General features: G+C 38.7%; 23 protein-coding genes. 7 read left to right on the top strand and 16 right to left on the bottom strand.

The genetic code is table 11. From position 1 onward, the window contains the following. Positions 1-10 precede the first annotated feature (10 nt). A complete protein-coding gene (locus tag HP439_RS02860) occupies positions 11-1,351 on the top strand; it encodes a DUF3472 domain-containing protein (RefSeq protein WP_172388840.1) in 1,341 nt (446 codons plus the stop codon). Positions 1,352-1,955: 604 nt separating this feature from the next. On the opposite strand, the gene HP439_RS02855 is transcribed toward HP439_RS02860, so the two are convergent. The 9 genes from HP439_RS02855 to HP439_RS02815 form a co-directional block, all read right to left on the bottom strand. Continuing rightward, positions 1,956-2,387 (bottom strand): hypothetical protein, encoded by a 432-nt coding sequence (locus HP439_RS02855; RefSeq protein ID WP_172388839.1) that lies wholly within the window; start codon positions 2,385-2,387, stop codon positions 1,956-1,958. Positions 2,388-2,435: 48 nt separating this feature from the next. Next, positions 2,436-3,986 carry a hypothetical protein gene (locus HP439_RS02850; protein ID WP_172388838.1) on the bottom strand — a complete coding sequence of 517 codons (1,551 nt, stop codon included), beginning with the start codon at positions 3,984-3,986 and terminating at the stop codon, positions 2,436-2,438. Next, complete coding sequence (locus tag HP439_RS02845) at positions 3,970-4,434, bottom strand: tetratricopeptide repeat protein (protein ID WP_172388837.1); 465 nt, start codon at positions 4,432-4,434, stop codon at positions 3,970-3,972. The genes HP439_RS02850 and HP439_RS02845 overlap by 17 nt, the downstream gene beginning before the upstream one ends. Positions 4,435-6,354: 1,920 nt before the next feature. Beyond that, positions 6,355-7,407: a phytase gene (locus HP439_RS02840; protein WP_172388836.1), complete on the bottom strand. Its 1,053-nt coding sequence runs from the start codon at positions 7,405-7,407 to the stop codon at positions 6,355-6,357. 11 nt (positions 7,408-7,418) lie between these two features. After that, the gene (locus HP439_RS02835) at positions 7,419-10,205 is read right to left on the bottom strand and encodes a TonB-dependent receptor (protein WP_172388835.1); all 2,787 of its coding nucleotides are present in this window, start codon (positions 10,203-10,205) and stop codon (positions 7,419-7,421) included. Positions 10,206-10,634: 429 nt separating this feature from the next. Next, on the bottom strand, positions 10,635-11,150 hold the full coding sequence (locus tag HP439_RS02830; protein WP_172388834.1) for a DUF4252 domain-containing protein: 516 nt from the start codon (positions 11,148-11,150) through the stop codon (positions 10,635-10,637). Between the two features lie 23 nt (positions 11,151-11,173). After that, entirely contained in the window at positions 11,174-11,644 is a 471-nt protein-coding gene (locus tag HP439_RS02825) for a DUF4252 domain-containing protein (protein ID WP_172388833.1), read from the bottom strand. Positions 11,645-11,656: 12 nt separating this feature from the next. Next, positions 11,657-12,328, bottom strand: coding sequence for a hypothetical protein (locus HP439_RS02820; protein ID WP_172388832.1), 672 nt, complete (start codon positions 12,326-12,328; stop codon positions 11,657-11,659). Beyond that, on the bottom strand, positions 12,306-12,812 hold the full coding sequence (locus tag HP439_RS02815) for an RNA polymerase sigma factor (RefSeq protein ID WP_216657749.1): 507 nt from the start codon (positions 12,810-12,812) through the stop codon (positions 12,306-12,308). The genes HP439_RS02820 and HP439_RS02815 overlap by 23 nt, the downstream gene beginning before the upstream one ends. Positions 12,813-13,204: 392 nt before the next feature. On the opposite strand from HP439_RS02815, the gene HP439_RS02810 reads away from it, so the two are divergent. Further along, complete coding sequence (locus tag HP439_RS02810; protein WP_172388831.1) at positions 13,205-13,681, top strand: GNAT family N-acetyltransferase; 477 nt, start codon at positions 13,205-13,207, stop codon at positions 13,679-13,681. Positions 13,682-13,817: 136 nt separating this feature from the next. On the opposite strand, the gene HP439_RS02805 is transcribed toward HP439_RS02810, so the two are convergent. Both HP439_RS02805 and HP439_RS02800 read right to left on the bottom strand, forming a co-directional pair. Then, positions 13,818-14,747 carry a hypothetical protein gene (locus tag HP439_RS02805; RefSeq protein WP_172388830.1) on the bottom strand — a complete coding sequence of 310 codons (930 nt, stop codon included), beginning with the start codon at positions 14,745-14,747 and terminating at the stop codon, positions 13,818-13,820. A 303-nt stretch (positions 14,748-15,050) separates the two neighbouring features. Continuing rightward, positions 15,051-16,034 carry a GlxA family transcriptional regulator gene (locus tag HP439_RS02800; protein WP_172388829.1) on the bottom strand — a complete coding sequence of 328 codons (984 nt, stop codon included), beginning with the start codon at positions 16,032-16,034 and terminating at the stop codon, positions 15,051-15,053. Between the two features lie 348 nt (positions 16,035-16,382). Here HP439_RS02800 and HP439_RS02795 point away from each other — a divergent pair, with 348 nt between their 5' ends. Further along, entirely contained in the window at positions 16,383-17,117 is a 735-nt protein-coding gene (locus HP439_RS02795) for an SRPBCC family protein (RefSeq protein WP_343043503.1), read from the top strand. Positions 17,118-17,137: 20 nt separating this feature from the next. Here the strand turns inward: HP439_RS02795 and HP439_RS19690 are convergent, their stop codons facing one another. The 3 genes from HP439_RS19690 to nudK all read right to left on the bottom strand — a co-directional run bounded on the left by HP439_RS19690 (position 17,138) and on the right by nudK (position 18,432). Continuing rightward, a complete protein-coding gene (locus HP439_RS19690; RefSeq protein WP_172388827.1) occupies positions 17,138-17,560 on the bottom strand; it encodes a DUF3995 domain-containing protein in 423 nt (140 codons plus the stop codon). A 152-nt stretch (positions 17,561-17,712) separates the two neighbouring features. Further along, positions 17,713-17,850, bottom strand: coding sequence for a hypothetical protein (locus HP439_RS02785; RefSeq protein ID WP_172388826.1), 138 nt, complete (start codon positions 17,848-17,850; stop codon positions 17,713-17,715). A gap of 3 nt (positions 17,851-17,853) precedes the next feature. Next, positions 17,854-18,432 (bottom strand): GDP-mannose pyrophosphatase NudK, encoded by a 579-nt coding sequence (nudK, locus tag HP439_RS02780; RefSeq protein ID WP_172388825.1) that lies wholly within the window; start codon positions 18,430-18,432, stop codon positions 17,854-17,856. A gap of 535 nt (positions 18,433-18,967) precedes the next feature. Here nudK and HP439_RS02775 point away from each other — a divergent pair. The 4 genes from HP439_RS02775 (at position 18,968) to HP439_RS02760 (ending at position 23,053) form a co-directional block, all read left to right on the top strand. Beyond that, positions 18,968-20,080, top strand: coding sequence for an acyltransferase family protein (locus HP439_RS02775; protein ID WP_172388824.1), 1,113 nt, complete (start codon positions 18,968-18,970; stop codon positions 20,078-20,080). Positions 20,081-20,123: 43 nt separating this feature from the next. Next, the gene (locus HP439_RS02770) at positions 20,124-21,251 is read left to right on the top strand and encodes an acyltransferase family protein (RefSeq protein ID WP_172388823.1); all 1,128 of its coding nucleotides are present in this window, start codon (positions 20,124-20,126) and stop codon (positions 21,249-21,251) included. Positions 21,252-21,358: 107 nt separating this feature from the next. Then, positions 21,359-21,970 (top strand): HD domain-containing protein, encoded by a 612-nt coding sequence (locus tag HP439_RS02765; protein WP_172388822.1) that lies wholly within the window; start codon positions 21,359-21,361, stop codon positions 21,968-21,970. A gap of 384 nt (positions 21,971-22,354) precedes the next feature. Beyond that, positions 22,355-23,053, top strand: a complete 699-nt coding sequence (locus HP439_RS02760) for a DUF3784 domain-containing protein (protein ID WP_172388821.1) — start codon at positions 22,355-22,357, stop codon at positions 23,051-23,053. Positions 23,054-23,213: 160 nt separating this feature from the next. Here the strand turns inward: HP439_RS02760 and HP439_RS02755 are convergent, their stop codons facing one another. After that, positions 23,214-23,882, bottom strand: a complete 669-nt coding sequence (locus HP439_RS02755; RefSeq protein ID WP_216657748.1) for a hypothetical protein — start codon at positions 23,880-23,882, stop codon at positions 23,214-23,216. Positions 23,883-24,285: 403 nt separating this feature from the next. Then, on the bottom strand, positions 24,286-25,257 hold the full coding sequence (locus HP439_RS02750; RefSeq protein WP_172388820.1) for a hypothetical protein: 972 nt from the start codon (positions 25,255-25,257) through the stop codon (positions 24,286-24,288). Positions 25,258-25,636 lie beyond the last annotated feature (379 nt).

Below are 25,636 nucleotides of genomic sequence, written 5' to 3'. Positions count from 1 at the left end.
ATAGACCCTTATGAAATTTAAAAATTTATCAAATAAAATTTTACTTGTAACAGTACTTGGATTTATCAGCTTTACATCCTGTTCTCAAGACTTCCAAATTGAATCTTCAAAAGAAGAAGAGTCTTTAGATACAATTTATAAGCTTCCCTTAGCAGGGAATGCTTTCCTCTCATCAGAGAGCGGAACATTTTCTGAAATAATTACAAAGAATGGATTAGCAAATTGGAACAACGAGAATACAGTTACGAGTACTTATATTCGAGTTAATAAAGATGGGAAATTAAATCTTGGACTTAAAGCCAAGGTCCTTCCTTCCGGTAATACAAGTCAGGTGCAAATTTCAATTAACGGTGAGCGTCGCACAGTAGAGCTTTCTGGTGCAGACCTTAAGGAATATCCCATTGGTGATTTTGATGTGCAGGCCGGCTATATTAAAATTGATCTTCAAGGAGTAAATAAATCTGGCGGGTACTTTGGTGATGTGGAAAGTTATTCTGTTACGGGAAATGCAATTAATGAAGGCGTGATTTATAGCAATGACCCTGAATATTACTATTGGGCAAGAAGGGGTCCATCTTGTCACTTAGGTTATACCATTCCAACTACTGAAGATGTAAGTTACTATTATTCCGAGGTGGAGGTTCCCGAAGGTTCAGATCCAATTGGATCTTATTTTATGGCAAATGGATTTAGTGAGGGTTATTTTGGTTTTCAGGTGAACAGTGAATCGGAAAGAAGAATCCTATTTTCTGTTTGGAGTCCGTATTCTACTGATGATCCAAATGCGATTCCTGAAGATGAAAAAATTATTTTAAATAAAAAAGGACCGGGAGTTTATACGGGTGAATTCGGAAATGAAGGTTCTGGTGGACAAAGTTATCTTAAATATAATTGGAAGGCAGGTAATACCTATAAATTCCTTTTAAAAGGTCAACCTGACGGGAATGGAAAGACAGATTTTACCGCATGGTTCTATTCTCCTGAGGAAGATAATTGGAAATTAATAGCAAGTTTTAAGAGACCTAAAACGGATAAATACTTAACTGGGTTTCATAGTTTCCTTGAAAATTTTAATCCAGAAAAAGGAGCATTGGCAAGAACAGCCAATTATAAAAATCAATGGGTGATTACAAGTAACGGGCAGTGGAAGAAAATTGCGGAAGCCAATTTTACGGTCGATAATACGTATCGAGCAAACCAAAGAATCGATGCCTCGGGGGGAGCAAACCAAACAGGTTTCTTCCTGAAAAATGGAGGGTTCTTTAGTGAAATCGTTGCCCCGAATACTAAATTCAATTTTGATAATACAGCTGCGGCACCCAACATTGATTTTGAAAATCTTCCTTTATAGTAGTTTGAATTTTTTAGATAGATGGGTTGTTTGGGACGAAAGCTCGCCCAAACAACCTGTTTTAATTCCAATTTCCTCCTAACGATATTTTGGTAATAAGAAAAGTGATTTAGTAAAAAATGATTTTTCTAATCGTTCAGAAGGTCGCTAAGTTAATGTGATCTCCAGTAGGCTAATTTATAATATTTTCGCGACCAATTCTGAATGCACTGATTTCCGGGAATATCGTATTTATTTTGGCAAGACTATTGATAGGCGTTTACTCGGTCGTTAACACAGTATTATTAATTTATTAATAAACCGAAGCATATAGTTTGTCCTGAAAAAACTTTATAGCGAGATTAGAAGATCTATTTCTACGACATCCCAATGTAGATCTTAATGCGCTTGGAATGAAACGAAATTGGCAACAAGAAGCATTAACGGATTCTCTGCACTTTTGTACTTCTTATAAAAAGGCTTAGTGTATCCGCCCTATCAACATATGACGCTAAAGGGTATTTTAAACATATTGGTTCTGCCAACTCCGATTCTGAGCTGGCAGCCTTCCTCGTGGTAACCGAAGATTTCATTGAATGATTGCTCACACCGTAATTATATTTCTTTAAATGACTTTAGTTCTACTCTTCCTTTCAGAAAATAGATAAATAAAACCGTTTAAAAAAAACGATACCAGCACCGTTACGGATAATGAACTTGGAGCAAATACCCTCGGCCCTCCCCAAACCACGAGCCATAAGAGTATTATAGACAGCAGACATATTGTGGTTATAATAAAATAGTGCTTTTTAATACCGGAAATAAAAAACCTTTTAACCAATTCAAATGGCATTAACACACAGAACAGGAACAACAGACTAGACATCGGAAATCCCATCTGATGAAGTAATTTTGATAAATACACAGAGAGGCTACTATATTCCGCATCCTGTATTGTATAGTTTCCAAAGACGATATTATCAAAATACTGATATAATGATAAAACCGGAATTACAATAAAAGCGAGGATTAGATTTACAATAATCTTTTTCTTCATATCCTGTATTAAGATTTACGTATTGACTAAAATATTATTTGACAAAAACTAACAATCATTGGAGAGCAAAATTAAAGATGCTTTACCCTTGATTATTTTCTCCAAAAGTTCCCAATCGGGTCTATGGATTTGTTCCATGTCGATTTTAGCTTTTCCTTTGTTTTTATTAACAAAGTTAGATATTTTATCTTGGAAGGATCTCCACAACGCATCTGCTTGCCCAAACGGACTTCCTCCCATCATAAATTGTAAAAGTTCACTGTCTTGTATCCACGAAGCATCGTAGTTTGTGAGCCGATCAACGCCTCGTGTATAAAAAGTGAAAGAACCATCAGCGTTACGTTGATATCCAAAGTCGCGGTTGCCGCTAACTGGATGATCATTAAATTTTGGATCGTTAACCGTTGTGAATGTCCAAGAGGTGGGAGTATAATTCGATACGATAACCGCACCATTATCTGGTAACCAGCCTCCAATATCAATCCCGATAACTGCATTTATCGGATTGGAAGAATTCCAAAGGCTAACGTCGTCAATACCATAATATTGATAAGGCGTAAATTTGGATCGATTCGTATCTACGAAATCGTTTAAATTTTTTCGTATATAATTTAACATTTGCTCAGGTGTTTGACGAACACCATTTATAATGGGTAGCTGATCGATTGTAACCGGGAAATAGTCCATGTTAACTACCGTACTATAAGCGTCTTCAATCGCTTGGACACGAGCAATGATGGGATCATTTAACCAGGGTACAATATTTGGCGTCGCTTTAATAGTTTTCAATTTATCTATTTGTTGCTGATGCGGCCTGTGCTTTGCTGTCTGTACCCATTCCTTTATTAATTCACAAGGAATATCAGCAATCAGAGCAAAGGGTTTATTAAAAAGCTTGTTTTTTAACTCTGAAATCGCGGCAGCGCTGCTTGAAGCAGAACCATTCCCCCCTCCGCCTCCCGAAACACCAGGTATACTAGGTATTTCGGGAGCACTATTGTATTGATCGTCATAATTGTTTCCGTTTGTATAACCTGTCACCACAACCTCTTCAATTTCATATCCGTCTGCAAAGCTACCAGTACATCCACTGCATGAAATTTTGTTCTTAATATTTGCCAAAATATCTGCGCTATGCTTTTTGGCCAAGATGTACTGCATTCGTCCAGATTTGTAGTTATATTTCGCTCGCTCTAATAAAAAACCGGATCCACTGTATATGTTTAATAGCGTGTTCTCAATTGACGGATTGCCAACATATTCTTTAATCACGCCAAATGGTTCCCCAAATTCATTTTTCACTAGATTAATTTCGCGGTAAAAGGAATCGTTTTCACTCTTAATTGGGATATATATTACGGAGTCTCCGTCCCTGTTAAAAATATATCCGTGTTCATCCCAAGAAATTATAAATTGTTGTGGATCGATACCTGAACGTGAATCTGAGACTAGGTTACCATTTTCGCGGTACCATGCTCGAGTTAATTCAAGATAATCCGACGGCCAAGGCTGTAGCTCCCTCGACGTATCCTTTTCACAGGAAATAGAAAGCAATGCCAATATTGTGCAGAGAAAAAGTCCTCTAAAGTAGTTTTTCATTTTTTAAGGTGTTAGATAAATAATCAGAAATGTATAGTTTAATTTGCTCAGATTCTGAGGATTTTACTTTTACAGGGTAGTCTCTAATAGCTTTTGCCATTTCTAAGGATTGTTGCACGTCGCCAGATTCCCTATAGAAGTTAAATAACAGTAATTTGGAGGACAGAACTTTTGGTGCCATTTGAATACTTCTTAAATAGTAGGTTTCTGCGCGCTCGTCATCTCCTATTTTCTCATATAATAAGGCAGTCATTAAATTTGTTGATAAAACCGTCATTTGACTATCGGATTCGAGACTTTTTTCTAACGCTTCTCTAAACATTCCCATACTAAAAAGTACTCGGGAGTATTCGTTTAGGATAATGGGAAACGAATCCAAAGTTTCGAGGAGTATGTTAGCTTTTTCAATAAATGCGATCTCATTGTATTTATTATAACGACTTTTCATTAACCTAGACCATTTGCCCAAGGCAACTTGGATGCATGTGACGTGTATTAGTAAAGTAGAAGTTAAAATCAACAAACACATTTTCAACGTCAATAATTTATACTGCTTAACTTGTTTAACCTCGTATTGGTAACAGGTAGATATTAAAATAACTAAAAGCATGCAAATTGTCATCGATGACAGGGGGTATGATGAAAAGGATATAAGAACGAAGGTGCAAAAAAACATAACGTAAGCTTTTCGATATTTTAAAAGGGCTTGAATTTTACCGTGAATCATAATGAGACCATATACAAACAACGACAATCCCACAATTCCATTTTCGATAAAAATTCTCAAAAATTCATTAAGAACAGTATGGACTTGCCCTGCGATTAGTTGTTCTGAGAGTGGCCGTTCTACGGAAAAGTATGCCGCTTGTAGGGATAAGAAATGATTAAAAACGAAACCGCTACCTCTGCCCAAAACCAGGTCTTGAAAACTTAAGGAGTATATCCCAATTTTCCAAATAAGAAATCTTCCGAAAATTGATTGAATATTAATAAGCGCTAGAATTATTCCTAAAGATACTATACTCAGAATTAGGGTGCTTTTGTCATATTTCTTATCAAAATACGTTAAACTTATGGACACGCAAAGTCCTAAAAATGCTGTTCTAGAATAGTAAAGTATGATAGGACAAACAACCAAAATAAATAAATATTTTAGTACTGTTTTCCGCAGGACATAAACGTTAAACGGGAATACTAACGATAAATACAAAGCAAGGGAGGTTTGATTTTGAAACGCTCCAAATTTGTTGTAATTAAGTGAAGGGATTTGCCACTCTATGTAAGCTAATTGGACGATATAAAACAACGTTACAAGAAGTAACGAGCGGAAAAACATATCTGTATCTATATAATCCCTAATAAATTTGATGATAAAAAAGGCGCTAAATAAAAGCGTTGACTTCCAGTGTTCGGTCGGCTCAATTCCAATAACTAGAGAGTTGGCAAGGATGTAAAAGTAGTATAAACAAATGATAGTGTCAATGGTAGTCCATTTCAACGTTTTTTGTCGCATTAGAAATGAGGCCCCAAGGAGAGTCAATAGAATTAATCCAGAACATAAGTAATTAAAATAAGTATTTTGATAAGGGTAGGGAACAACAAACATATGTCCATATGTTGAAAGTAAAAGTAGAATCAGAATGAGTGCTGCTTGCCTTTTAATATGGAAAGACTTCGTCAATAACCTCATAAATAGATTAGTTATAATAGCTTAGGTACTCGAGCATAAAAATAATTATTAACAATAATATATATTCACTCGAAAATAATTAATATTTGAATGAATATATAAAATAAAATAAAATATTTCAAAAAGATTATGGCTCGTGATGTTCTCGTCAATAGTTTATTAGAGATAGTCTGTATACTGGGTTGTCTTGAATATCCAAAATAACATACTACTTTGAGAAGGTGATTTTACTCAATCTTTTTTCTCGTCAATTTCGCGATGAGACCCGCTAAAAGTATTTTCAGTTGTTAGGTAAAAATAGTGTAGATGCTGTTCCGGGAATCGTGATTAACTTTAAGGAAATAAACTAAATTTTAACATGCGAATTATTGCGTAATACTTAATCATTTGAGCCAATAACCTTCATAAGGAACAGGAACTCCCGTCATTTTTATGACTAAATATAAAAAGAGGATCTGAAGTTTATGGTAAATAACCGCCGCTTCTCATCAGTAACAAAATTACAAAAAAGTGCCACGCAGAGAACATTCTATATATTCATTCCCATGATCTACATATTGGTCAATTTAGCTATTTGGTATGTAATTCCCGTCGCGAACACATGGCTAACCCATAAAAATACCTAAAAATGCTACTAGCTTTTGAGGCATTCAGTTTACTAAAGCTAAATTTAAACCTTTATTTCCCGTCGATTATATCTTGAAATATTTGCCAATCGTAATAGTGGAATACCATCCCGTTACTCATTGCGATTAGCATTCCTTTAGGGAATTTCGACCCGATAGGCATGGCGATTGCATCTGCTCCATCGCATTCAATAGCGGATACAGGAACCTCCGCCATAAGCGTATGTTGATTTGCGCTTTCTGTATCTCCTTCTCTAGGGTAGATGTTGAATGAGTTATTTTGTTGATTAGATGCTACAATGTACCCCGTGCTGTCAGAGGCTTTATAAATAGCTATCCCTTCGTGGTCTTCTTTGAAATCTTTTTGTCCAAAGATTGCTAGCTCCTCATTTCCCTTGGATGGGTCAGCATAATACTTATGAATACCGAAGCCTTCGTCGGAATAGTAAATGTAACCTAACTCGTTGTCGATCGCAATAGCTTCTATTTCCTTGCCGCCATTAAAATTTCCGAATTCACGTACCTTGGTACCGACTACGACACCGTCCTTATCTTGAAGTTCGTATTGGAAAAGGTATGTCCCGCTAGGCCCTGTTTTCCGTCCTACAACTGCATAGATTTTATTGCCTGAAGTATCGGCCCGTGTATATAAAGCAATACCCATGGGAGACTTTTCTGTTTCCCCTTCAAATACGGGGATCCCTCCGTTATCGAGTGGAGCTAAGTCGGGCAGGCTAAACACCCTGATTTTATCGGTGCCACGCTCCGTAACAACAGCGATATCCGTCTTCTCGCCGTCCAAATCAAATCCGTAAGCGATATCGACATTGTTTGGACGGTCCAAAGGGATTACTTTGTTAAGTATTTTTCCCTCCATATCGTAAGCATAAAGGCCGCCTGTTTTTTCATGCTTATCTGTACCGATGACCATCACATCAGTGCTATCATTTGGGTTTACCCAAATAGCTGGATCATCGGTATCGTTAGGAACTACTTCGGTAATAACAGTGGGCTTTAAGGCATTATCCGCAACGGTTGCGTACTTATTTCCGCAAGAAGAGAGAAGCGCTACTGATAGACTAAATATAATGAACTGTTTTTTCATGGTTTGTTTGGTTACAGGTCGAACTTAAGACCTAAGGTATAACGTGGTTTATAATATTCTAATTGACGCATATGCTGTACTTCTCCCTGGTAATAACGCAGTGGTTGGTTAGTTAAGTTGTTGGCTTCAGCAAAAATACGAAGCATTTTTGTGATTTTGTACGATGCATTAGCGTCCAAGAAGAACTGTTTATCATAATAAGCGTCCGTGAAAGCATCATCACCAATTTCATCCAGGTAGGCCGCGGTGTAGTTGGCAGAGATGCGTGCTGAAAACTTGTTGTTCTCCCATGATAATGAACCATTCAACATATGGGGGGCTGTCCTAGGAAGACCAAGTCCTTCACGTAACACACCGTCTTCGCCCGCAATACCTTTTGCTTTGGATTCGGTGAAGGTGTAATTGGCAAGTACAGAGAATCCTTGCAGGAATTGTCCTGGGAGGAAATCTAGCTGCCGTTGGATCGCTACTTCGAAACCGTATACATCAACATTATCTCCATTTCTATACTGTGCAAAGTCCCATGTCTCGCCTTCCTGAATAGGGTTTGTCAGCGTCGGGAAGACCTCGTTGAAGCGGTCTGTCGAAAAACTCCGATCGTTGTACATATAGATGAAGTTCTTTAGTCTCTTATAGAATGCACCTGCGGACAGGATACCTACGTTCTGGAAGTATCGCTCCAGCATGATGTCGTAATTTGTGGAGTAGGTAGCTTTCAGGTTTGGGTTACCAGCAAACAGCTCTTTATCTCCAATGTTTGAATTTACGTATGGAGCAAGTGCGTAGTAATTCGGTCTGGCTAGACTGGTTGTTACAGCAGCACGAAGGACCAAGTTCTCTGAAAAATTGTGTTTTAAAGTAATCCCCGGGAGAATATTGGTATAGTTGTTTTTGTTATTGATTTCCCCGGCTAGTTCCTCTTCATCAACAACATTGTTACCCGTGTAGTCAATTTTAGTATGTTCTATTCGAGCACCTAGAATCAATGCCGTGTGTTCGGTAATATTTTGATCCCAGCGAACATATCCGGCGAAAATCTGCTCTTTAGCACGGTAGTTTTGTGAAAGGTATTCTTTTGGATTCGCCTCTTCTTCGAACTTCGATTTATCCGTTAGGTTTAAGCCGCCCAGATAGTTTTTATCGACAAACGAACCGGCAGCGTATTTCGCGCCCTGGTCCCAATTTTTGGCGTCCCAGGTCTGTAATGGTAACTCCGCCATGTTATCAAATCCGGTTAAAGGACTGTATTCAAAGAAATTATTTTCTCTTTCTTTGGTTTTCGTTCGCAGGCGACCGCCAAAACGAATTCTACCTTTCTGACCATCGATTACAGATAAAGGGATTCGGAAATTCAATTTCGCTCCGAATTCATCTTCATGTGTGTTGTTCTCATTTTCTGTAATCTCTTTCAACTCAAAGGCCGAAAGATCGCTGCCTGAGGTACTGACAAAAGGCAGGTAGGTGTCTGCGGCGTCAACATTTAACGAAGCACCTTCGTGGACATAAGAAATATACCGCTCATTAGGCCGCCATTCCGACGCACGAGAATACGATGCCGCCCAGTCCATGTCTAACGTAGGTAGCAGCAGATGCTCCCCCTGCATCGAGAAGTTCATAACGGACTGACGTTCTAGACGACGTCCTTTGTTGCGGTTGTTATCGATACCTCCTTTAGTTTCACGTTCAATTTCACCCGTGTATGTTTTTGTATCAGGGTCATATTCTAAGTCGGAGAATGTTGTTGCAAACCGATTCTCTCGGTCGTCACGCCAATTGTGCATTGCATTCAACGCGATCCGATGTTTGCTGTTGATGTCGTAGTCCCAAGCTGCAGAAACACTTCTACGAACGCGGGTGACATCGTACTTACGGATCTGCAGCTCTTTTAAGAAAACATCACCCTCATCTTGGTCCCATTCGGCCTCAATATTATTCGATCCAAAGTCATTTGTCTGCATCGTTCCACTAAGCACTAGTCCCATTTTGTTGCCCATAAACCGGTTACCGTAAATGAAGGAACCATTGTAAATTACCTTTTCTCTGACTGGAGCATATCCGCCAGCTAGCGTGGCGGAAATCCGTTGCTTATTAGGCGCAGCACGTGTCACAAGATTTACGCTCCCACCGATAGCATCGGCATCCATGTCTGGAGTCAACGTTTTGTTTACCTCGATGGATGAAATCATATCAGATGGGATTAAGTCCATCTGGACGTTCCTGTTGTCGCCCTCTGCTGAGGGGATACGGTCACCGTTTAGGGTGACTGAATTCAACTCTGGGGATAGTCCGCGGACGATGATATTTCTTGCTTCACCTTGGTCATTCTGCATGGTAATACCAGGAACACGTTTTAAGGCGTCACCAATATTTTGGTCAGGGAACCGGCCCACCTGGTCAGAGGAAATAATATTGGAAATATTACTGTTGTTCTTCTGTTGATTCAAGGCTCTGGCTTGTCCTTTAGCGATGTCGCCGATAACCTGAATTTCATCGATGGCATTGCTTGCCGGCTCCAAATAAATCTCCAGCACTTCGGCTGTTGTTTTAATTGCCGCAGAGTAATGTTTGTATCCTAAATAATCAATGCTTAATGTGTAGGTGCCGTCAGGCAGGTTTAGAAATTCAAAATTCCCGTTGGCATCGGATACAGTGTATTTATTACCTTCTTCAATTCGAAGGGCCGCTCCTGGTAAGGAAAAACTGTCATTGCTATCCATAATTTTTCCTTTCAAAACAGTGGTTTGGGCGAAGGAAATGCAGCAAGAAAAAATTAAAAGTAGTAGTAGAGGTATTCTCATGCGGTTAATTAGTTTGTTTTGGCAAAACTATGGATCGGCGTTTACTCGATCATTAACCCAGTATTATTAATTTATTAATAAACCAAAAGAATATCTTGTTGACTTTCCCATTTGAATGGAGTGTATGGAAATACGCTTTTCTGCACTTTTAAAAGTGCATTTTCTTTTGTGTATTGCACTTTTAAAAGTGCAATAATCGAAGAATTAATGGATTTATCAGGCGTTTTGCTTGACCGAACTAATTTAGATTTCTGACGGACAATTCACCTTCGAAGTCGGCGGTAAACATAAAACACCCCAACAGATACAAAGTATAGAGAATGCACGGCTTGTTACGGATAATATTGTCCAACAGTCTGGCCGTGCAATTCCAATATGGATGTTTGGGTTTCTATATTAACGATCTACGCCTATTTTTGGCTGTAGTGTTTATTGTCCTTTTTTAGTTTCCTGATAGTGTTCAATCAATGTGTTCAATTCATTCATATCTATGTTAGATTTCAGGTCAACGAAGACATGGTCATCCTCATCCGTGATACCTAAAAGAATGGTCTTTATTTTGTCTCCTTTAGTTTTAGTATTAATCGATATTTTAGCGCCATCGCTATAGATACTCATCAGTTCCTCAAAATTATTGTCGACAAGGTAGGTGTTGAACTTCTCAAAAAGGTTACTGCCACCGTCTCCTGATACGGCCATTAATTTAATTTTTTTGATTTTCTTAACAGCGAGAGCTAGTGCGGGATCATCTTCTTTTAACTCTTTTATTTCTCCGCGGATAAAACTTTTCATAAGAATACCCGGTACGTTGATGGAGACGATCTCAGCGTTTTTTGAGAAATCTGATTTTCTTGCAAAGTCCATGTTTGCTCCTCTTTTCACAACGCAGCTTTGCATGCTGATTAAGAGGACTGCCACACAAATAATTCCAATAAGACGTTTCATAATTTTAATATTTTAGGTTTATATTAATTGTTGTTTACTAACGCATTGATGTCATCATATTTTAACGATCCGTCTAGAATCATAAAAATAGTTTCTTCATCGGAGTTTATACTTAATAGAAGATTGTCTAGAAAATCGCCATCTACCTTTTCAGCGAGGAAGGTGATCTTATCTCCATCTGAATTTATCACCAGCAATTCTTCATATTTTAGATTGCCAATGGCGGAAGCAACTTCGCCCTGAATTGCTGAACCGGCATCTTCGAATACCAACATTTTGATTGAATTTACCTTGCTTAAAAGGGGGCGGACGGCCTCTATATCTGCATCACCGATATTCATTTTGTTGAGCATCTTGAACATGGGCTTGCCAATTTTAATCGATGTGACTCCTTTTTGCTCCTTATATTGCTCGAATATTTGATCCAATTTGGAGACCTGTGCCTGCGCCATTGTAGCGGCAAACAGACTGATTATTAACATGAGCGTTTTCATAGCTTTTATTTTTTAAATTTCAATTTTTAAATACTTGATGTTCTCAACTCCTTCCATTCCCTTTTTGAGATTGGAAGTCGCAAGTTGCAATGCCGTTTCGGTTACTTTTATCGCTTGTTCTTCATCGTAAATCTTTACACCATTTATTTCGACATACAGTTGTTCTTCCATGGCATGTTCCGGTGTGCTGCTTTCCTTTGCTTTCTGAGGCCCTCTTTTATCAGAAACAGCGTACGAGTTTTCTAATTCACGAGCTCTGAGGAGCGGCGTATTAATTTCGGGCGTATCGTCTTCTGTTAAGCGGACTTTGTCATCAGTTTTAGGGTTTTCAACATCTAATAGTTGATTATTGATCTCCACTTGCGCTGTGATCGTCTTACTTATATCTTCGTTCGGTTCGGCTATTTGACGAATCAAGAAGAAGCCCACTACTACGGAAGCAGCAACGGCTGTCATCGTGATGATGCGACGCGTGATTGGAACCACTTTCTTTAATTTGGGGACTTCCTGCTCAGCCACCTGTTGCATAAATTCATCAAATTCCCAATTCATCTCCGTTTCAGGCTTCTGAAGCGATGTGAAGAATTTCTCATCGTTCAGCTCTTTTAGCCTACGCTCTTCTTCCAGCGAAGTTTTGCCTTCCCAATACTTTGCCTTTAGCCTATCCAATTCTTCTTTTTTCATAATCAAAAACTTTAGTTAAGTTTGATCTTACTGTTGTTCTGGCCCTTGACAAATTGACCCTTACAGCATTTTCCTCCAGACCTGCCATCTCTGCAATGTCTCCAACCTCATGTTCTTCGACGTCTCTTAGATACATCACTAACCTTTGCTTTTCCGGAAGCGCATCGATTAGTTTTAAGATTAATTCCTTCGTTAATTCTGGGTACTTTTCTGATTGAATATCTGGAGGAAGCTGATCTAAGTATTTCGCTTGCCTTCCTAACTTATCAATCTTATTGTATGCCATATTTCTCACCATTTGCATGGCGAAAGCCTCTATGTTTTGAACTTGTTGCAACTGCGCTCTCTTTTCCCATAGTTTTAACATCACTTCTTGGACCAGATCGTAAGCGTCTTCTTGATATTCTAAAAACCTGTTTGCAAATCGGTATAGTTTATCCTTTAGGACAAATACCGTATTTTTAAAGGTTTCTTGATTCATCATTAATTATCGCTTAGTTAATATAGAGACAGATATCCCTGTTCAAGTATTACATGTGAATTGGGAAAATTATTATTTTTTTATTAAAAATATAACAATCAACATATTAAAAATGCGTGCAGGTGCTTGGGAACGGGAAAACGTGTAGTAAATATGCGCTAATTGAGCAAGTTGGATCAACCAAGAAGCTTTTTTGTGAAGAGACAAATACAGAACCTGGGGAGATTCCCTGCTAAGATTAGGTAATGAATTAGTTTTCATCGTCTGCCTATGCTTTTCGATGAGCTTGTTTTAGTAACTTAGGCAGGTAATCCGCGCGCAACTGTAGAAATGGTTATAAGCCATTTTAGACCGACGTGAAATTACCCTAATTTAACCTAGATTAAATTGTGAACATGAAACCGGATATTAATCTTAGACAAACGGAAATCGAGGACTTGGAGTTATTGTTTCAATTTCAATTGGACAAAGAAGGGCAGTACTTGGCTGCATTTACGCCAAAGGATCCCGCAGACAAAGGTGCATATATAGCAAAATATACGAAACTACTGAGAGACCAAACGGTTAACAATCAGACGATTTTTATTGACAATATTATTGTCGGAAGTATTGCGAAATTTGTGATGGACGGAGAGACAGAAATCACTTATTGGATTGATAGAAAATTTTGGGGGCAGGGGATTGCAACCAAAGCATTAAGCGAGTTTCTTGCAATAGAGACCAACAGGCCGGTTTTTGCTCGGGTCGCCTTTGATAATCTTGGCTCGCAAAAGGTTTTAGAAAACTGTGGTTTCGTCAAAGTCGGTACTAATAAAGGTTTTGCAAATGCACGGCAAATAGAGATAGTAGAATTTATTTATAAACGGAGTTAAGGCGTAACTGAAGGCTTTGCTTTTATATCCAAATTTATACGTAATTGTTTCGTTGAAAAGCCTCTGCTATCTAATTTCTACGATAGCCATTACTCCAGAAAAGATAAGCCGGGTCACGCGTGATTCGATCTGTCGGCTAATCTATAACTATTCCCTCTGCTGTCATAATTTTCTCGTTCAAAACAGCTTGGTACCATTCCTTATTGGTTAATTGATGAGTATATACTTTTTTTCCGACAAGTTCGCGATAGATGCCCGGAGGGTTCCGAAAATAAAAATCATATGATCCACCCACGATGCCCATAGTGGGAACATAGATGAACCGTCCGATACCCTGTGAAACATCATAATTATCTGCTACGTTTGTTTTTGCACTTGTCCAAAACTGATATCCCACTTCTCGATCATTTATCGTTACTTTTCTCGACAGAAATTCTTTCCATACGCGCCAGTCATTTAAATTTGCGGATTGCCCGGGTACAGTTAATGACGATAATGCGGAACCATCTATGTCTTTTGAAGTCGACGGTGAATAATGATCAACAAATTCTTTTATAGATAGTGTAGCTTGATTTAATACAAGCTGCCCATACAAGCTTGTGAAAAATACGGGTTCTTTCTGGATAATTTCAAACGCTTCAACTAAACAGTTTTTCGATACCCATACTTTGTTATTCTCTTTCTTAAGGAGCCTGATCTTGTTTAACGTTTTTAGAGCAAGCATATCGTTGTTAAAACTCCCTAAGGGAAAGATCTTACGACAATACTCGCGAGGCTCTATTGTTTTATTTTCAACATCTTCACTTTCTATTTCCTCCCAGAGCTCGCCAGTTAGGACATCAGGAAGAACTGTGACTAACAATATGCGTTCATGTTGATTATGTTGCTTCGGATATATCACGTTAAAAACCTCAATATTGAAATCTGTATTGTAGAGTTCTTTAGTATTTAGCACGTAATGCTTCAGGTTGTAAACGGAATCATCTTTATTTAAAACCAAGAACTGCGATGAGGCACATCGAGGCGTAACTAGGAATACAAAAATTAAAATATAGAGCAGCTTCATCTTTTCAAAACATTTAATTGTGTTCCTAGACATAGGCAAATATAAATATTTTATCTTCACACAGGATCATGGTTTCTGGGAAGGTTGGCTGTGGTCTATCCCCTCGGTATCAATATTAATTAGTGTAATTTAATCTTCTATAGAATTGCCAACACCAAGATACGCTTGGTTTTAGAGGTGCCAAATGAGTCTGACGGGCTTTTTGTTTTAAAGTGTTTTGTACTTCGATCCTGAATACTGTACCTTTTAGTTTCTTGGTAGTGTTTTATTAAATTGGTCGGCGATGGGGAATAAAATTCTTTTCTACCCCATCGCCTCCTTGTTGTATTTAGTTCGGTATTCAAGCGGTGACATTCCTGTTATTTTTCGGAACACTTCGCGGAATGCTTTCATATCCGAATAACCTACTTCGTACATAACCTCATTTATTGTTTTATGGCCAATTTCAAAAGCTTTTTTGGCTGCTTCGATTTTCACCCGCTGTGTATATTCTACCGGGGTGTTACCGGTAGCCTTAATAAATCTCCTGTCGAAGTTACGTCTGCCGACAGCAAATGTGCCGGACAGCTGCTCAATAGATATTTTTTCATGCAGGTTGTTTTCTATAAAAGCCTGAGCTTGTTTTATGGTCTCATCACTATGTTGCTTCTGCCCCTTGAAGATGATGAAGGGGGATTGGTGTTGTCTGTCTATTTCAATTTGGAAGACTTTCGAACAGAGTATAGCCGTCTCCCGATCGTAATATTTCTCCACTAGGTAGATCATTAGATTCAGGAAAGAATAGGCGCCGCCATTGGTATAAATACCGTATTCATCCGTTATCAGTTTATCAGGCAGAAGATTTACTTTCGGGAACATAGTCCTAAAATCATCCGCAACCGCCCAATTGGTCGAGCATGTCCTTCCATCCAACAAGCCGGAGGACGCCAGTAAAAAAGCGCCAGTACAGATTGTCGCGATTTGCGCGCCTTCTTTGTACCGACGTTCAATCCAGTCAATTAATATCCCATTTCTCTCGACTGCTTTCCTATAATCATGGTTTAAAGATGGAATAATAATCAGGTCGGTTTTGGTAACCGCTGAAATGTGGGTATGCGGCTTGACGGTGAATAAGCCCTCGTGAAACGCAACAGTCTCTGAAATACCCGCTAGTTGGATTTTAAAGACACTTTTCCTTCCCGATTGTTTCCAATAATCGTCGGCCCGAGTTAATATTTTGTAGGCCCCAACGATACTACTTAGGTTGTTACCTTCCCCATCAGGAACGATAATGGTTACATGTTTCATCTGATTTGTATATTTAGCTGTTTTCCATTTCTTTCAGTAAAGGTAACAATGGAAGTTGTCTAAATCAACCCACCATAATGTCTATTTTGCACCCTGTAGAACTCTTCCGAAGCTACTAATTTTGTGATATAACGAAAAAGTAAAACCATGAAAAATCAAGATTTCAGTACGGCTCTCCTAGTTGATGCGACACCGCAGGAAGTTTTCGATGCCGTTAATAATGTACGCGGATGGTGGTCCGAGAACATCGAGGGAGAAACCGCTCGGCAACATGCCGAGTTTTGCTATCACTACGAGGATGTCCACCGTTGTAAAATAAAAATAACTGAGCTGCTTCCCAGTAAAAAAGTGGTCTGGAAGGTACTCGACAATTATTTTAAATTTACCGAAGAACCGGGTGAATGGATCGGAACGAATGTTATTTTTGACATTTCCGAAGAGGATGGTAAGACGCGATTGGTATTTACGCATTTGGGATTGGTGCCCGAGTATGAATGTTTCCAGATTTGCCGCGATGCCTGGACGCACTACATACAGGAAAGTCTGAAAGGCCTTATTCTCACTGGTGTCGGCAGCCCCACGCCCGCCAATATAAAGAATGAAAGCACGGAGACGTCGTTGTTGCATGAGCACGGATCAGCTACGCAGCCGATACCGGGCGGTATCCACCACCGATTACTCATTAATGCGCCGGTGGAAATCGTATATAAAGCTTTGACCACCCGGGATGGGCTGGCGGGCTGGTGGACACCTGAAACCGAGGCGAAGCCGGAAGTAGGTAGCATTGCACGGTTTACCTTCGGCTCCGACTATTTCAAAGAAATGAAAATCGAGGAACTCAGACCTTATAGCAATGTTAAATGGCGTTGCCTCAAAGGTTATGAATCCTGGATAGGAACCATAATTAATTTTGTACTGGAGCCACACTGTCAAGGCTGCTGGCTATTGCTTGGACACGAGGGTTGGAGGGAATATACTCCAGGATTCGCTGAATGTAGCTATGATTGGGCTATGTTTCTAAGAAGTTTAAAGATTCTATGCGAGACAGGAACGGGTCTCCCTTACCCCGATCAATACCGGTAAGCGCTAACCGATATCCGTTTCTAATGCATATAGAGGAAAAAATGCGAAGCGGCTAAGATCAGACAAAGGGGCGTGTACAAGCGGGTGTCCCATAGCGCGAAAAGGCTTTGCTTGTGGCGCTTGGTGAGACCTATGTAGCGAAAATCACCTATAGCGCGTAAGAAGAAGATGACGGCGATAAGCAGGATACTGTAGCGGAAATATAGTGGATCCAAATTGGTGTGCATTATACCGGCAAATGCTATGTTACATAGGCCAAACAGAGACAAGCCCATTGCCATGACAAGTGTTATACCCCTACTTGGACGAAACAACTTACGTCCGTTAACATCTGTGGGGATGGTGGCGTTTATTCCGCTGTTCCCGCCAACCGCCCAATAAAGGTGAAGTGCTGCTAATAAAAAGAATATGACGGTGTTTATGACAGATATTTCGGGTTCCATTTATTAAGGTTTGATTCAATTGTATACAATAATAAGGTGATAAACCGACAAATCGAGAAAATCAGCACAATCCTGGTTAGTTTTACTTAAGAGAACTTCTTCAGCACGCCAGTTGCTTTCGAGCCTGCTAGCTGCATTAACGGTAAAGCAACCTATTCTCCAATTGTTGGGATATATCCTTTACCAAATAACGGTAAACCAACCGGTTTAAGTTTGTCTAAATTTTTCTTCACTAGCACCGGGTCGTCGTACATTCCTCCTCGATAAGGACTTGCAATAAGAATCATCATAATTTAAAGTATGTTGTTAAGTTTTAAGTATTGAAGTAACATAATTGTTTTTCCATCTTTAATTTCTCCCGTTTCTATCATTTTCATTGCTTGCGAAATATCAAGTTCTAAAACCTCAATATTTTCTTCTTCGTGTTCAACACCACCACCATCGGTTACCTTCATTTCTTTTGCATATTCCGCTATAAAGAAATATAAAATCTCGGTTACGGAACCTGGCGACATATACGCTTCAAATATTTTCCGTACTTCTCTAATTTTATATCCTGTTTCTTCTTCGGTTTCTCTTCTGATACAATCTTCCGCATTGTCTTGGTCCAACAAACCGGCGCAAGCTTCAATTAACATTCCTGTTTTATTTCCATTTACAAATGTTGGAAGTCGAAATTGTCTTGTGAGAATTACCTTCTTTTTCTCTTTGTTGTAGAGTAAAATTGTTGCGCCATTTCCTCGATCATAAGCTTCTCTACTTTGGACTGACTTTGTACCGTCCGGTTTCGAATATTCGTAAGTTATTTTTCTAAGAACATACCAATTGTCCGAAAGGATTTGGGAGTCTAAAATTTTTATATTGTCTATCATTTGCAGGGTGTTATTTCAAATTGCAACTAACAATGTTTGTGTGGAACCAATATACAAAAGTTTCGAAAAACAGTTTCTACAGATGCGATTCGTTTTCGTACTTTCTAATTACCTGTAATGATGCTTTTTGCAGTTGTCTTTTGTTTATTCATGAATGGCAAAGATCGATAACCAGATTTCGGATTTGACAACAAGAGAAATGCTAGGCCAATTGTGTTTCTATTAATTCTGAGGCGTCTATTTCGCACCGCAATGACGAAGAAATCAAACAAGAGTTATCTTTCTCAGAAGAAAATTTGGTTTCTTATCTTGTCAACTGCGCAGGGGCACTTCTTGTGACTGAAAAAACTAATAGGAAATAATTTAATGACGGCTCCGATCAGTTTAAGTCGGCCAGAAAAGAATCATTATTAACAGACTTTTGATACAAATTGTCGATTTATTGATACGATGCTGTAACAATAAGCAATGTTAGATGCAGTATCTTTCGACTATCTATTTTTTTTAAAAATTTTATTTATTCTAATCGTCCTTAATGAAAGAAGAGAACTCTGCGACACCAACTACAAAGATGCATTTTAACGCTCTGGACGGACTCCGCGGAATTGCGGCGATCGGAGTTGTTCTGTTCCATTTTATGGAAATTGCCACTCCTGACTACCGGGATAATTTCATTCCTCACAGCTACCTAGCCGTCGATTTCTTCTTTTGTTTATCTGGATTTGTCATCGCCTATGCCTATGACAACAGGTTGGGAAATATGACAAGGATGGAGTTTTTTAAAAGAAGATTGATACGCCTTCATCCCTTGGTTATTATCGGAGCCATTATCGGTCTCCTAGCATTTTTGTTTGACCCTTTCAGTAGTTTAGCCCTTTCTTTTGATGAGACGCAGATATTGTTCATGTTCTTAAGTGGATTGCTACTTATTCCTTATCCAGCTGTTCCCCAACGGTACTTCAATTTGTTTCATCTCAATCCCCCGACATGGTCGCTTTTCTGGGAGTACATCGCGAACATTGTTTATGCTCTGTTTTTGGTTCGAGTTTCTAAGCGTGTGCTCTGGGCAATCGTGATCATATCGGCTGTAATCCTTTGCTTGGAATCGTACAGGTCTGGCTATCTAGCTGTTGGTTTTGGAGGCGATAATTTTTGGGCAGGTGGAATCCGTCTTTCTTTTTCGTTTACAGCGGGCGTATTATTGTTTCGTACACGGTGGGCAGTATATCAACGTACACCTTTCTGGGTGCTGGCTATCGCTTTGTCTCTTGTTTTCTTTATACCGTACTCCGAAACGATAAGCCCAATCATAGATCCTCTGCTGGTCATTTTCTATTTCCCTGTTCTGATAGCCCTTGGCTCAGGAAAAGAAAATATCGGCTTGGGAACGAAAAATCTTTGCAAATGGCTCGGAGATATTTCTTATCCTCTCTACGTGATACACTATCCTTTTATATGGATATTCATGAGCTATGTAGAAACAGAAGCACCTCCGACTCCGCAGGTAGCTATTATTATCGCGCTTGGAATGCTACTGCTTATCGTGTTTGCACACGTTGTGCTACGCTGGATTGATGAACCCATTAGAGGGTATTTAAGCAGCCGAAGTAAAACAACCGTAGTAAAACAGGCTATAGGGCAGGAATAGCAAACGAAATTACAAATTAAAAGAAAAATATTTTATATCGAAGATGCAGAATAACCAACTAACTCCTAGACCGTATTTTCCGGTATTGGACGGCCTTCGGGGTATTGCAGCTATTGTAGTTGTTACCTTTCATTTGTCAGAACCGCTGGCGACAGGCCACCTAGATATATTGGTCAATCATGGCTATCTTGCCGTGGATTTTTTCTTTCTGCTCTCTGGGTTTGTGATCAGTTCAGCCTATGATGACAGATGGCAAAGGATGAGCATAGGGACTTTCATTAAACGAAGGATTGCACGGCTACAACCGCTGGTCATACTGGGAATGACCCTTGGGGCTATCGGTTTCTATTTCACAGATTCAGCGATCTGGCCTATGATCCATACTGTGCCCCTATGGAAAATGCTACTGGTAATGTTAATCGGGTACACCATACTCCCTGTTCCTCTTTCGCTTGATATACGGGGATGGCAAGAAATGCACCCACTAAACAGCGTTGGCTGGTCATTATTTTTTGAATATATTGCCAATTTCCTCTATGCGATCTGGATAAGAAAATTTTCAACGAAAGCCTTATCCATATTCGTGGCCCTCTCTGCCGTGGTACTCGCACACATGGCAATAACTAGTCCCAACGGCGATGTGAGTGGGGGATGGACGCTCAATGCAGAGCAGGTAAGAATCGGCTTTATCCGTACAATGTATCCTTTCTTTGCTGGACTTCTTCTAGCGAGGGTGGCAAAGCCCGCAAGAATCAAAAATGCATTTTTATGGTGTGGGCTCTTACTCCTGCTCGTTTTGTTTATGCCTCGCCTCGGTGGTGCTGAGAAGCTGTGGATGAACGGAATATACGAGTCCGTTTGCATCATATTTTTATTTCCGCTCATTGTTTATCTTGGCGCGGGTGCCGTGAAACTCACCGAGTCCGAGAACAGGATGTGCCGGTTTTTAGGAGATATTTCCTACCCGCTTTATATGGTGCATTATCCCCTTGTATATTTTTATGTTGCATGGATCAGTAACAACCAAGGGATTACAATTGTTGAAGTCTGGCCATATGCACTTTGCCTTCTTCTAGGGAGCCTGCTTTTGGCATATGTGAGCCTAAAAGGGTACGATGAGCCCGTCCGGGAATGGTTGAGAAAAAAAATGGCAAAAAATAACGGGGTATAGGCGAGTCCGTCCTCGCGGATAACGTCGGTTTTTAAAGCTGGAATATATGAATTTAGGACTTAAATATTTTATATTAAGATATTTGCATTTACAATAGGATACACCGTATGGTAACAGAAAGATTGAGGCAACAACTAGACTTTATTAAGGAGATCGATAAGCTAAAGTATATACAGCGCAGGACAAAGCTTTTTAATAGCGACAGATGCGAGAACGATGCGGAACATAGTTGGCATTTGGCAATGATGACGCTGGTTTTAGCCGAGCATTCGAACCTGGAAGTTGATGTTCTTAAGGTATTGAAAATGGTGTTAATTCATGACATTGTGGAAATCGACGCTGGAGATACGTTCATTTACGATGAGGTAAAAAATCACACAAATACAGAAACAGAACGTTTGGCTGCACAAAGGGTGTTTGGCCTCTTGCCGGAAAATCAGGCAAAAGAGTTTATAATGATTTGGGAGGAATTTGAAGCGGGTTTGACCGAAGAAGCGAAATTTGCCAGAGCAATGGACCGTATCGAACCATTACTTCAAAATATATCCAATAACGGGGGGACGTGGCGCGAGTTTAATGTCGGCTATGAAAAAGTTTATGAGAAGAAAAAGGTAATTGATAAGGGATCTTCTTTTCTATGGGACTATGCTAAGGAACAGCTAAATGAAAGCGTTGAAAAGGGGATTTTAAAGAAAAATCCTAGCGACGGTCAAGAGTGAAAACTGGAATATCGCAAACCCTACTTTTCCAGAGATAGGAGAGTCTGCTTTTTTTGACACCAAAGTGAAGGTATATAAGTATCATCCTGTGTCTAAATATTGACTAGCTTCAAGGTTTGATTTGACATGACAAACATAATCTGATAAGAAGAGAATCAAACTAAAATAATGAAAAGTGAATCCGTCAAAACGTGATCGAAAAATGATAGCGAATTATTTAAAGAGATTTTTTCGTGTAAAATATTGTAGCACGAGCCATTAAATGTTTTAAGCCTACATTATTCTTTTAGCCGGTAGCGTTATTATTTTGATTTCGATAATTTTAATTCTATGTTTATGCAATAATATAAATAAACAATCTTTGTTAAAAAGAGAGATTTTAAAATGACGTTGATCTATATACTTGCCGGAATAATGCTGTTTTCTGCAGTCGTCGTTAACAGTAAAAATGCTCATTATCTTCTAGCGGGCTATAATACTTTGCCAGAAAGTAAAAAAAGTACGTTCGACTTGGTCCGCTTTTTAAAATTTTTTAGGAATTTCCTATTCTTGCTTGCCTTGTCTTATTTAATTATCGGGTTAATTCTTCACAATGTAGTGAGAAGTGAAAATGGGTTGATAGTATTCTCCGTGATGTACCCATTATTTGGTTTTCTTATATTGATATTTAACTCGTTAAAATTTTATGGCAGTACAAGAAAGTCCACTATCCTTCTGATTTTTATAGGGGGTGGGGTAATATCGGCGGTTATGATATCAATTGGAATAGGGATGAGTAAACCTAATATAAAGGTTGAAGTCGAGCAACTACACATTTCAGGACCGTATGGTACTAAAATCAGCTACCAAGATATCGTAGGAATTGAAAAGATATCCATGCCAACGCACCTAAAGAAAATCGAAGGGTTCCAGCTCGGCGCTGTACGCAAAGGAAGATTCACATTATTTAATAATGAGATGGTTACTATTATTTCTACAACAGATAACGCTGAGCACTTAATGATAGTTACTCATGCGGGGAAATATATCATTGAATATGATAGTGTTGTTGAAAACCAGATTATTGACAAACTAAAAAAATAAAAAGCGACACAATTAGCGATACACAATAGTGGATTGGGGATGATGATAGAATAATGCTTCGGGTTAAAATGAATACCGGAAAAGCGATTTCTGTCAGAGAAACCATTTGCATTAGATGTTTTCACCTATATTTTTGCGAAATTTTCAATCTTGTGTTAAATTATATTTCCAACTTATCGAAATCTTCAATTTCTGACAGTTTGATGCGCTGATCCATTTCAATATCAGTCCACGATTCTTCAAAAACCTCATCTCCAGATACTTGTGTATCTTTGTTTGTATTTATACGTTCCAGTTTCCGCTTGGTCAAAAAATTGATACTGATTTCCTTGTTAACGATCGGACCGAAATCGTCGGATTGGTCATACCCAATCAGTTCAAAATCTTTAGATTGGAATTTAAAAGTATACCTCCAATAGCCATATCTGCCATGACCGTAATTGAAATATAGGTTTCCTTTTTCGATATAAACCGACAAATCGGGGGCGAAATAAACGCCGCCATCTTCATTCTCAGACGAAAAACAATCTAAGTTTTTTACAGCCAGTTCGTATCCGTCATTTTTATGAAAGAGTACAATGATGCCACGGCGATTCCTATCAACGATTTCCCCAAACCTAGTTTCTGTAAATTTTTCTTTGTCTGTTCCTTTTACTATTAAGATACAATCTTCCTGTTCGTCTTTGTTGAGGTCGCCGTAGACCTTCTCGAAAAGGACATAGCCTTCAGGGATAAAGGCGTCAATCTCTTCATCGGTTTGACTGAGAGTAACTTGGGGAAAGGTAAACAAACAAAAAAGTGACAGTAAAGCTGGATGAATCATTTTCATTGACAATGATGTTATATAAAGTTGCGGCGACCAAAATTTAATTGAAAATTACGGGTTTATATCAGTGTTTTTTAAAAAAAAGGAATAATTATGGGAAAGAGGTACATACCAAAATATTAAACCTCTTTACGGTCCATATAGCACTAAATACGCGATAGAAACAAAATAAAATATATCTTTGCAAAAGATCCAGCTCAAAATGTCGACGCTTATGGCCTAAAGAATAGATTTTTCTTACGTATACTCTGAAATTGTAAGAATCCATAACGCGAATTAATTCAACTATAATAATTGATTTTGGTCATCTTTTTGTCCAATGAAATTGCATTCTTTATGAGTTAACTATAATTGATAAGATTCCACACCTAGAACTAATAAATACCCTATGTGGAAAAAGCCTTATTCAACCGCCTTTTATTCTGCGTATTTCGTTGTGAATTTCGTCTTCTAGTTCTCTCATCCCATAAGAAAAAGCTACGTACATACCTCGAATTTCGTTTTTTAATGACCAAAACCTCTCGACAGCATCTTCTGTCGGTAGTGCTCTCATTGCTAAAAAAATTTTTTCAAGGCTGTCTAAACGCATTTCATTATATTCAAGATTCAGTGTATTGAAATTTCCGTTGGGCCCCTCTTGACCACCTTTGTTTTTATAGGTATTAGTGCTTCCTGAATTTTCGACAAAAGGCGAGAATGTAGAGAGGTAATCTTGGAACGACCAATCCTTAGTATAAGGATGAAGTTGTGGATAATTCTTGCTTAAATATGAGAAGGCGTATCTCACATAGTTCAACTTTTCCAATAGAAACTTGGATAGCGTAAATGATACACTTTTTGTACGACTATTTAAAACAAAACTGGTTCGTAAAAAAGCGAGCCGATCATCTGTAGTGTTACAATTAAGAGAAAAGTCGAAATTACTCTTTTTTAGGTCTTTTTTGGAAAAACTATAAACAACCATACTCCGTCCCGATTTCCATTTTGGTTGGTGCCTGCATATTATTTCATGTAAAGATCTCATCGCCACCTCAACCAGCAATTTTTCATCCCCCCCCTTGTGATATAAGTTATTTCGCACGTCGTGGCAGAACGTCAACACATTTTTATCTTTAGCGGTGATTAGGTTTTCTTTAACAGATGCGGCTAATAGCTTATCATAGTTTCGTGGTATCACTTTTTTTTGAGCGTCAGTGTATTTATTTGATTTTATATAAGAGGATGGAGAACTGAAAATTTCACTGATTAAGCTCGATAATTGTAATTCTATAAAATTATCCATAAGAATTACCGCTAACCGGCGCTTCGAAATAGCTCTTGATCTGGCGTATTTTGACGCTTCCTTAAGTTGAGTTTTTAGTTGTTCTATTCTTTCCATAAAATTTGCACTAGGGTAAGGGCGTGCCGCGGTACAATTGATAGTCTTCTGGTATCTGGCAGTAAATTTAGAGCTTTATCATATAAATCCAAAATCGAATGATGACAATATGGAAAAATCAGTTTTTTAATAAGAGATATAAATTTGATACTTTGTACTAGAAAATTAACATATAGCTAAGGCTTTTCTTGCTTGCCAACGAATGTTATAAATATTGTCGAGCTTAATACCACTACCAATACTACTGTGATTTTTTGTATAGGTTTCCTGATGCCTTTACTGGGTTTTTCGTAATTTGAATCGACGAGTCCATTCTCTTTAATGCCACTGATAACGTATTTGGGTTAACATCCCAATTGAGTTCTGTTTTTATAAATCT

This window comes from Sphingobacterium shayense (assembly GCF_013179575.1).
GTDB classification, from domain to species: domain Bacteria; phylum Bacteroidota; class Bacteroidia; order Sphingobacteriales; family Sphingobacteriaceae; genus Sphingobacterium; species Sphingobacterium shayense.
The sequence above is the reverse complement of the archived record's forward strand: the minus strand, read 5'-3'. Positions and strand labels throughout refer to the sequence as shown.

Coding starts and splice junctions, on each gene's coding strand:
- HP439_RS02785 (WP_172388826.1), bottom strand. CDS start 17,850: ATGATGATTCTTATTGCAAGTCCTTATCGAGGAGGAATGTACGACGAC.
- HP439_RS02840 (WP_172388836.1), bottom strand. CDS start 7,407: ATGAAAAAACAGTTCATTATATTTAGTCTATCAGTAGCGCTTCTCTCT.
- HP439_RS02830 (WP_172388834.1), bottom strand. CDS start 11,150: ATGAAACGTCTTATTGGAATTATTTGTGTGGCAGTCCTCTTAATCAGC.
- HP439_RS02805 (WP_172388830.1), bottom strand. CDS start 14,747: ATGAAGCTGCTCTATATTTTAATTTTTGTATTCCTAGTTACGCCTCGA.
- HP439_RS02810 (WP_172388831.1), top strand. CDS start 13,205: ATGAAACCGGATATTAATCTTAGACAAACGGAAATCGAGGACTTGGAG.
- HP439_RS02800 (WP_172388829.1), bottom strand. CDS start 16,034: ATGAAACATGTAACCATTATCGTTCCTGATGGGGAAGGTAACAACCTA.
- HP439_RS02765 (WP_172388822.1), top strand. CDS start 21,359: ATGGTAACAGAAAGATTGAGGCAACAACTAGACTTTATTAAGGAGATC.
- HP439_RS02770 (WP_172388823.1), top strand. CDS start 20,124: ATGCAGAATAACCAACTAACTCCTAGACCGTATTTTCCGGTATTGGAC.
- HP439_RS02825 (WP_172388833.1), bottom strand. CDS start 11,644: ATGAAAACGCTCATGTTAATAATCAGTCTGTTTGCCGCTACAATGGCG.
- HP439_RS02820 (WP_172388832.1), bottom strand. CDS start 12,328: ATGAAAAAAGAAGAATTGGATAGGCTAAAGGCAAAGTATTGGGAAGGC.
- HP439_RS02850 (WP_172388838.1), bottom strand. CDS start 3,986: ATGAAAAACTACTTTAGAGGACTTTTTCTCTGCACAATATTGGCATTG.
- HP439_RS02845 (WP_172388837.1), bottom strand. CDS start 4,434: ATGAAAAGTCGTTATAATAAATACAATGAGATCGCATTTATTGAAAAA.
- HP439_RS02835 (WP_172388835.1), bottom strand. CDS start 10,205: ATGAGAATACCTCTACTACTACTTTTAATTTTTTCTTGCTGCATTTCC.
- HP439_RS02775 (WP_172388824.1), top strand. CDS start 18,968: ATGAAAGAAGAGAACTCTGCGACACCAACTACAAAGATGCATTTTAAC.
- HP439_RS02860 (WP_172388840.1), top strand. CDS start 11: ATGAAATTTAAAAATTTATCAAATAAAATTTTACTTGTAACAGTACTT.
- HP439_RS02750 (WP_172388820.1), bottom strand. CDS start 25,257: ATGGAAAGAATAGAACAACTAAAAACTCAACTTAAGGAAGCGTCAAAA.
- nudK (WP_172388825.1), bottom strand. CDS start 18,432: ATGATAGACAATATAAAAATTTTAGACTCCCAAATCCTTTCGGACAAT.
- HP439_RS02815 (WP_216657749.1), bottom strand. CDS start 12,812: ATGATGAATCAAGAAACCTTTAAAAATACGGTATTTGTCCTAAAGGAT.
- HP439_RS02760 (WP_172388821.1), top strand. CDS start 22,355: ATGACGTTGATCTATATACTTGCCGGAATAATGCTGTTTTCTGCAGTC.
- HP439_RS19690 (WP_172388827.1), bottom strand. CDS start 17,560: ATGGAACCCGAAATATCTGTCATAAACACCGTCATATTCTTTTTATTA.
- HP439_RS02855 (WP_172388839.1), bottom strand. CDS start 2,387: ATGAAGAAAAAGATTATTGTAAATCTAATCCTCGCTTTTATTGTAATT.
- HP439_RS02755 (WP_216657748.1), bottom strand. CDS start 23,882: ATGAAAATGATTCATCCAGCTTTACTGTCACTTTTTTGTTTGTTTACC.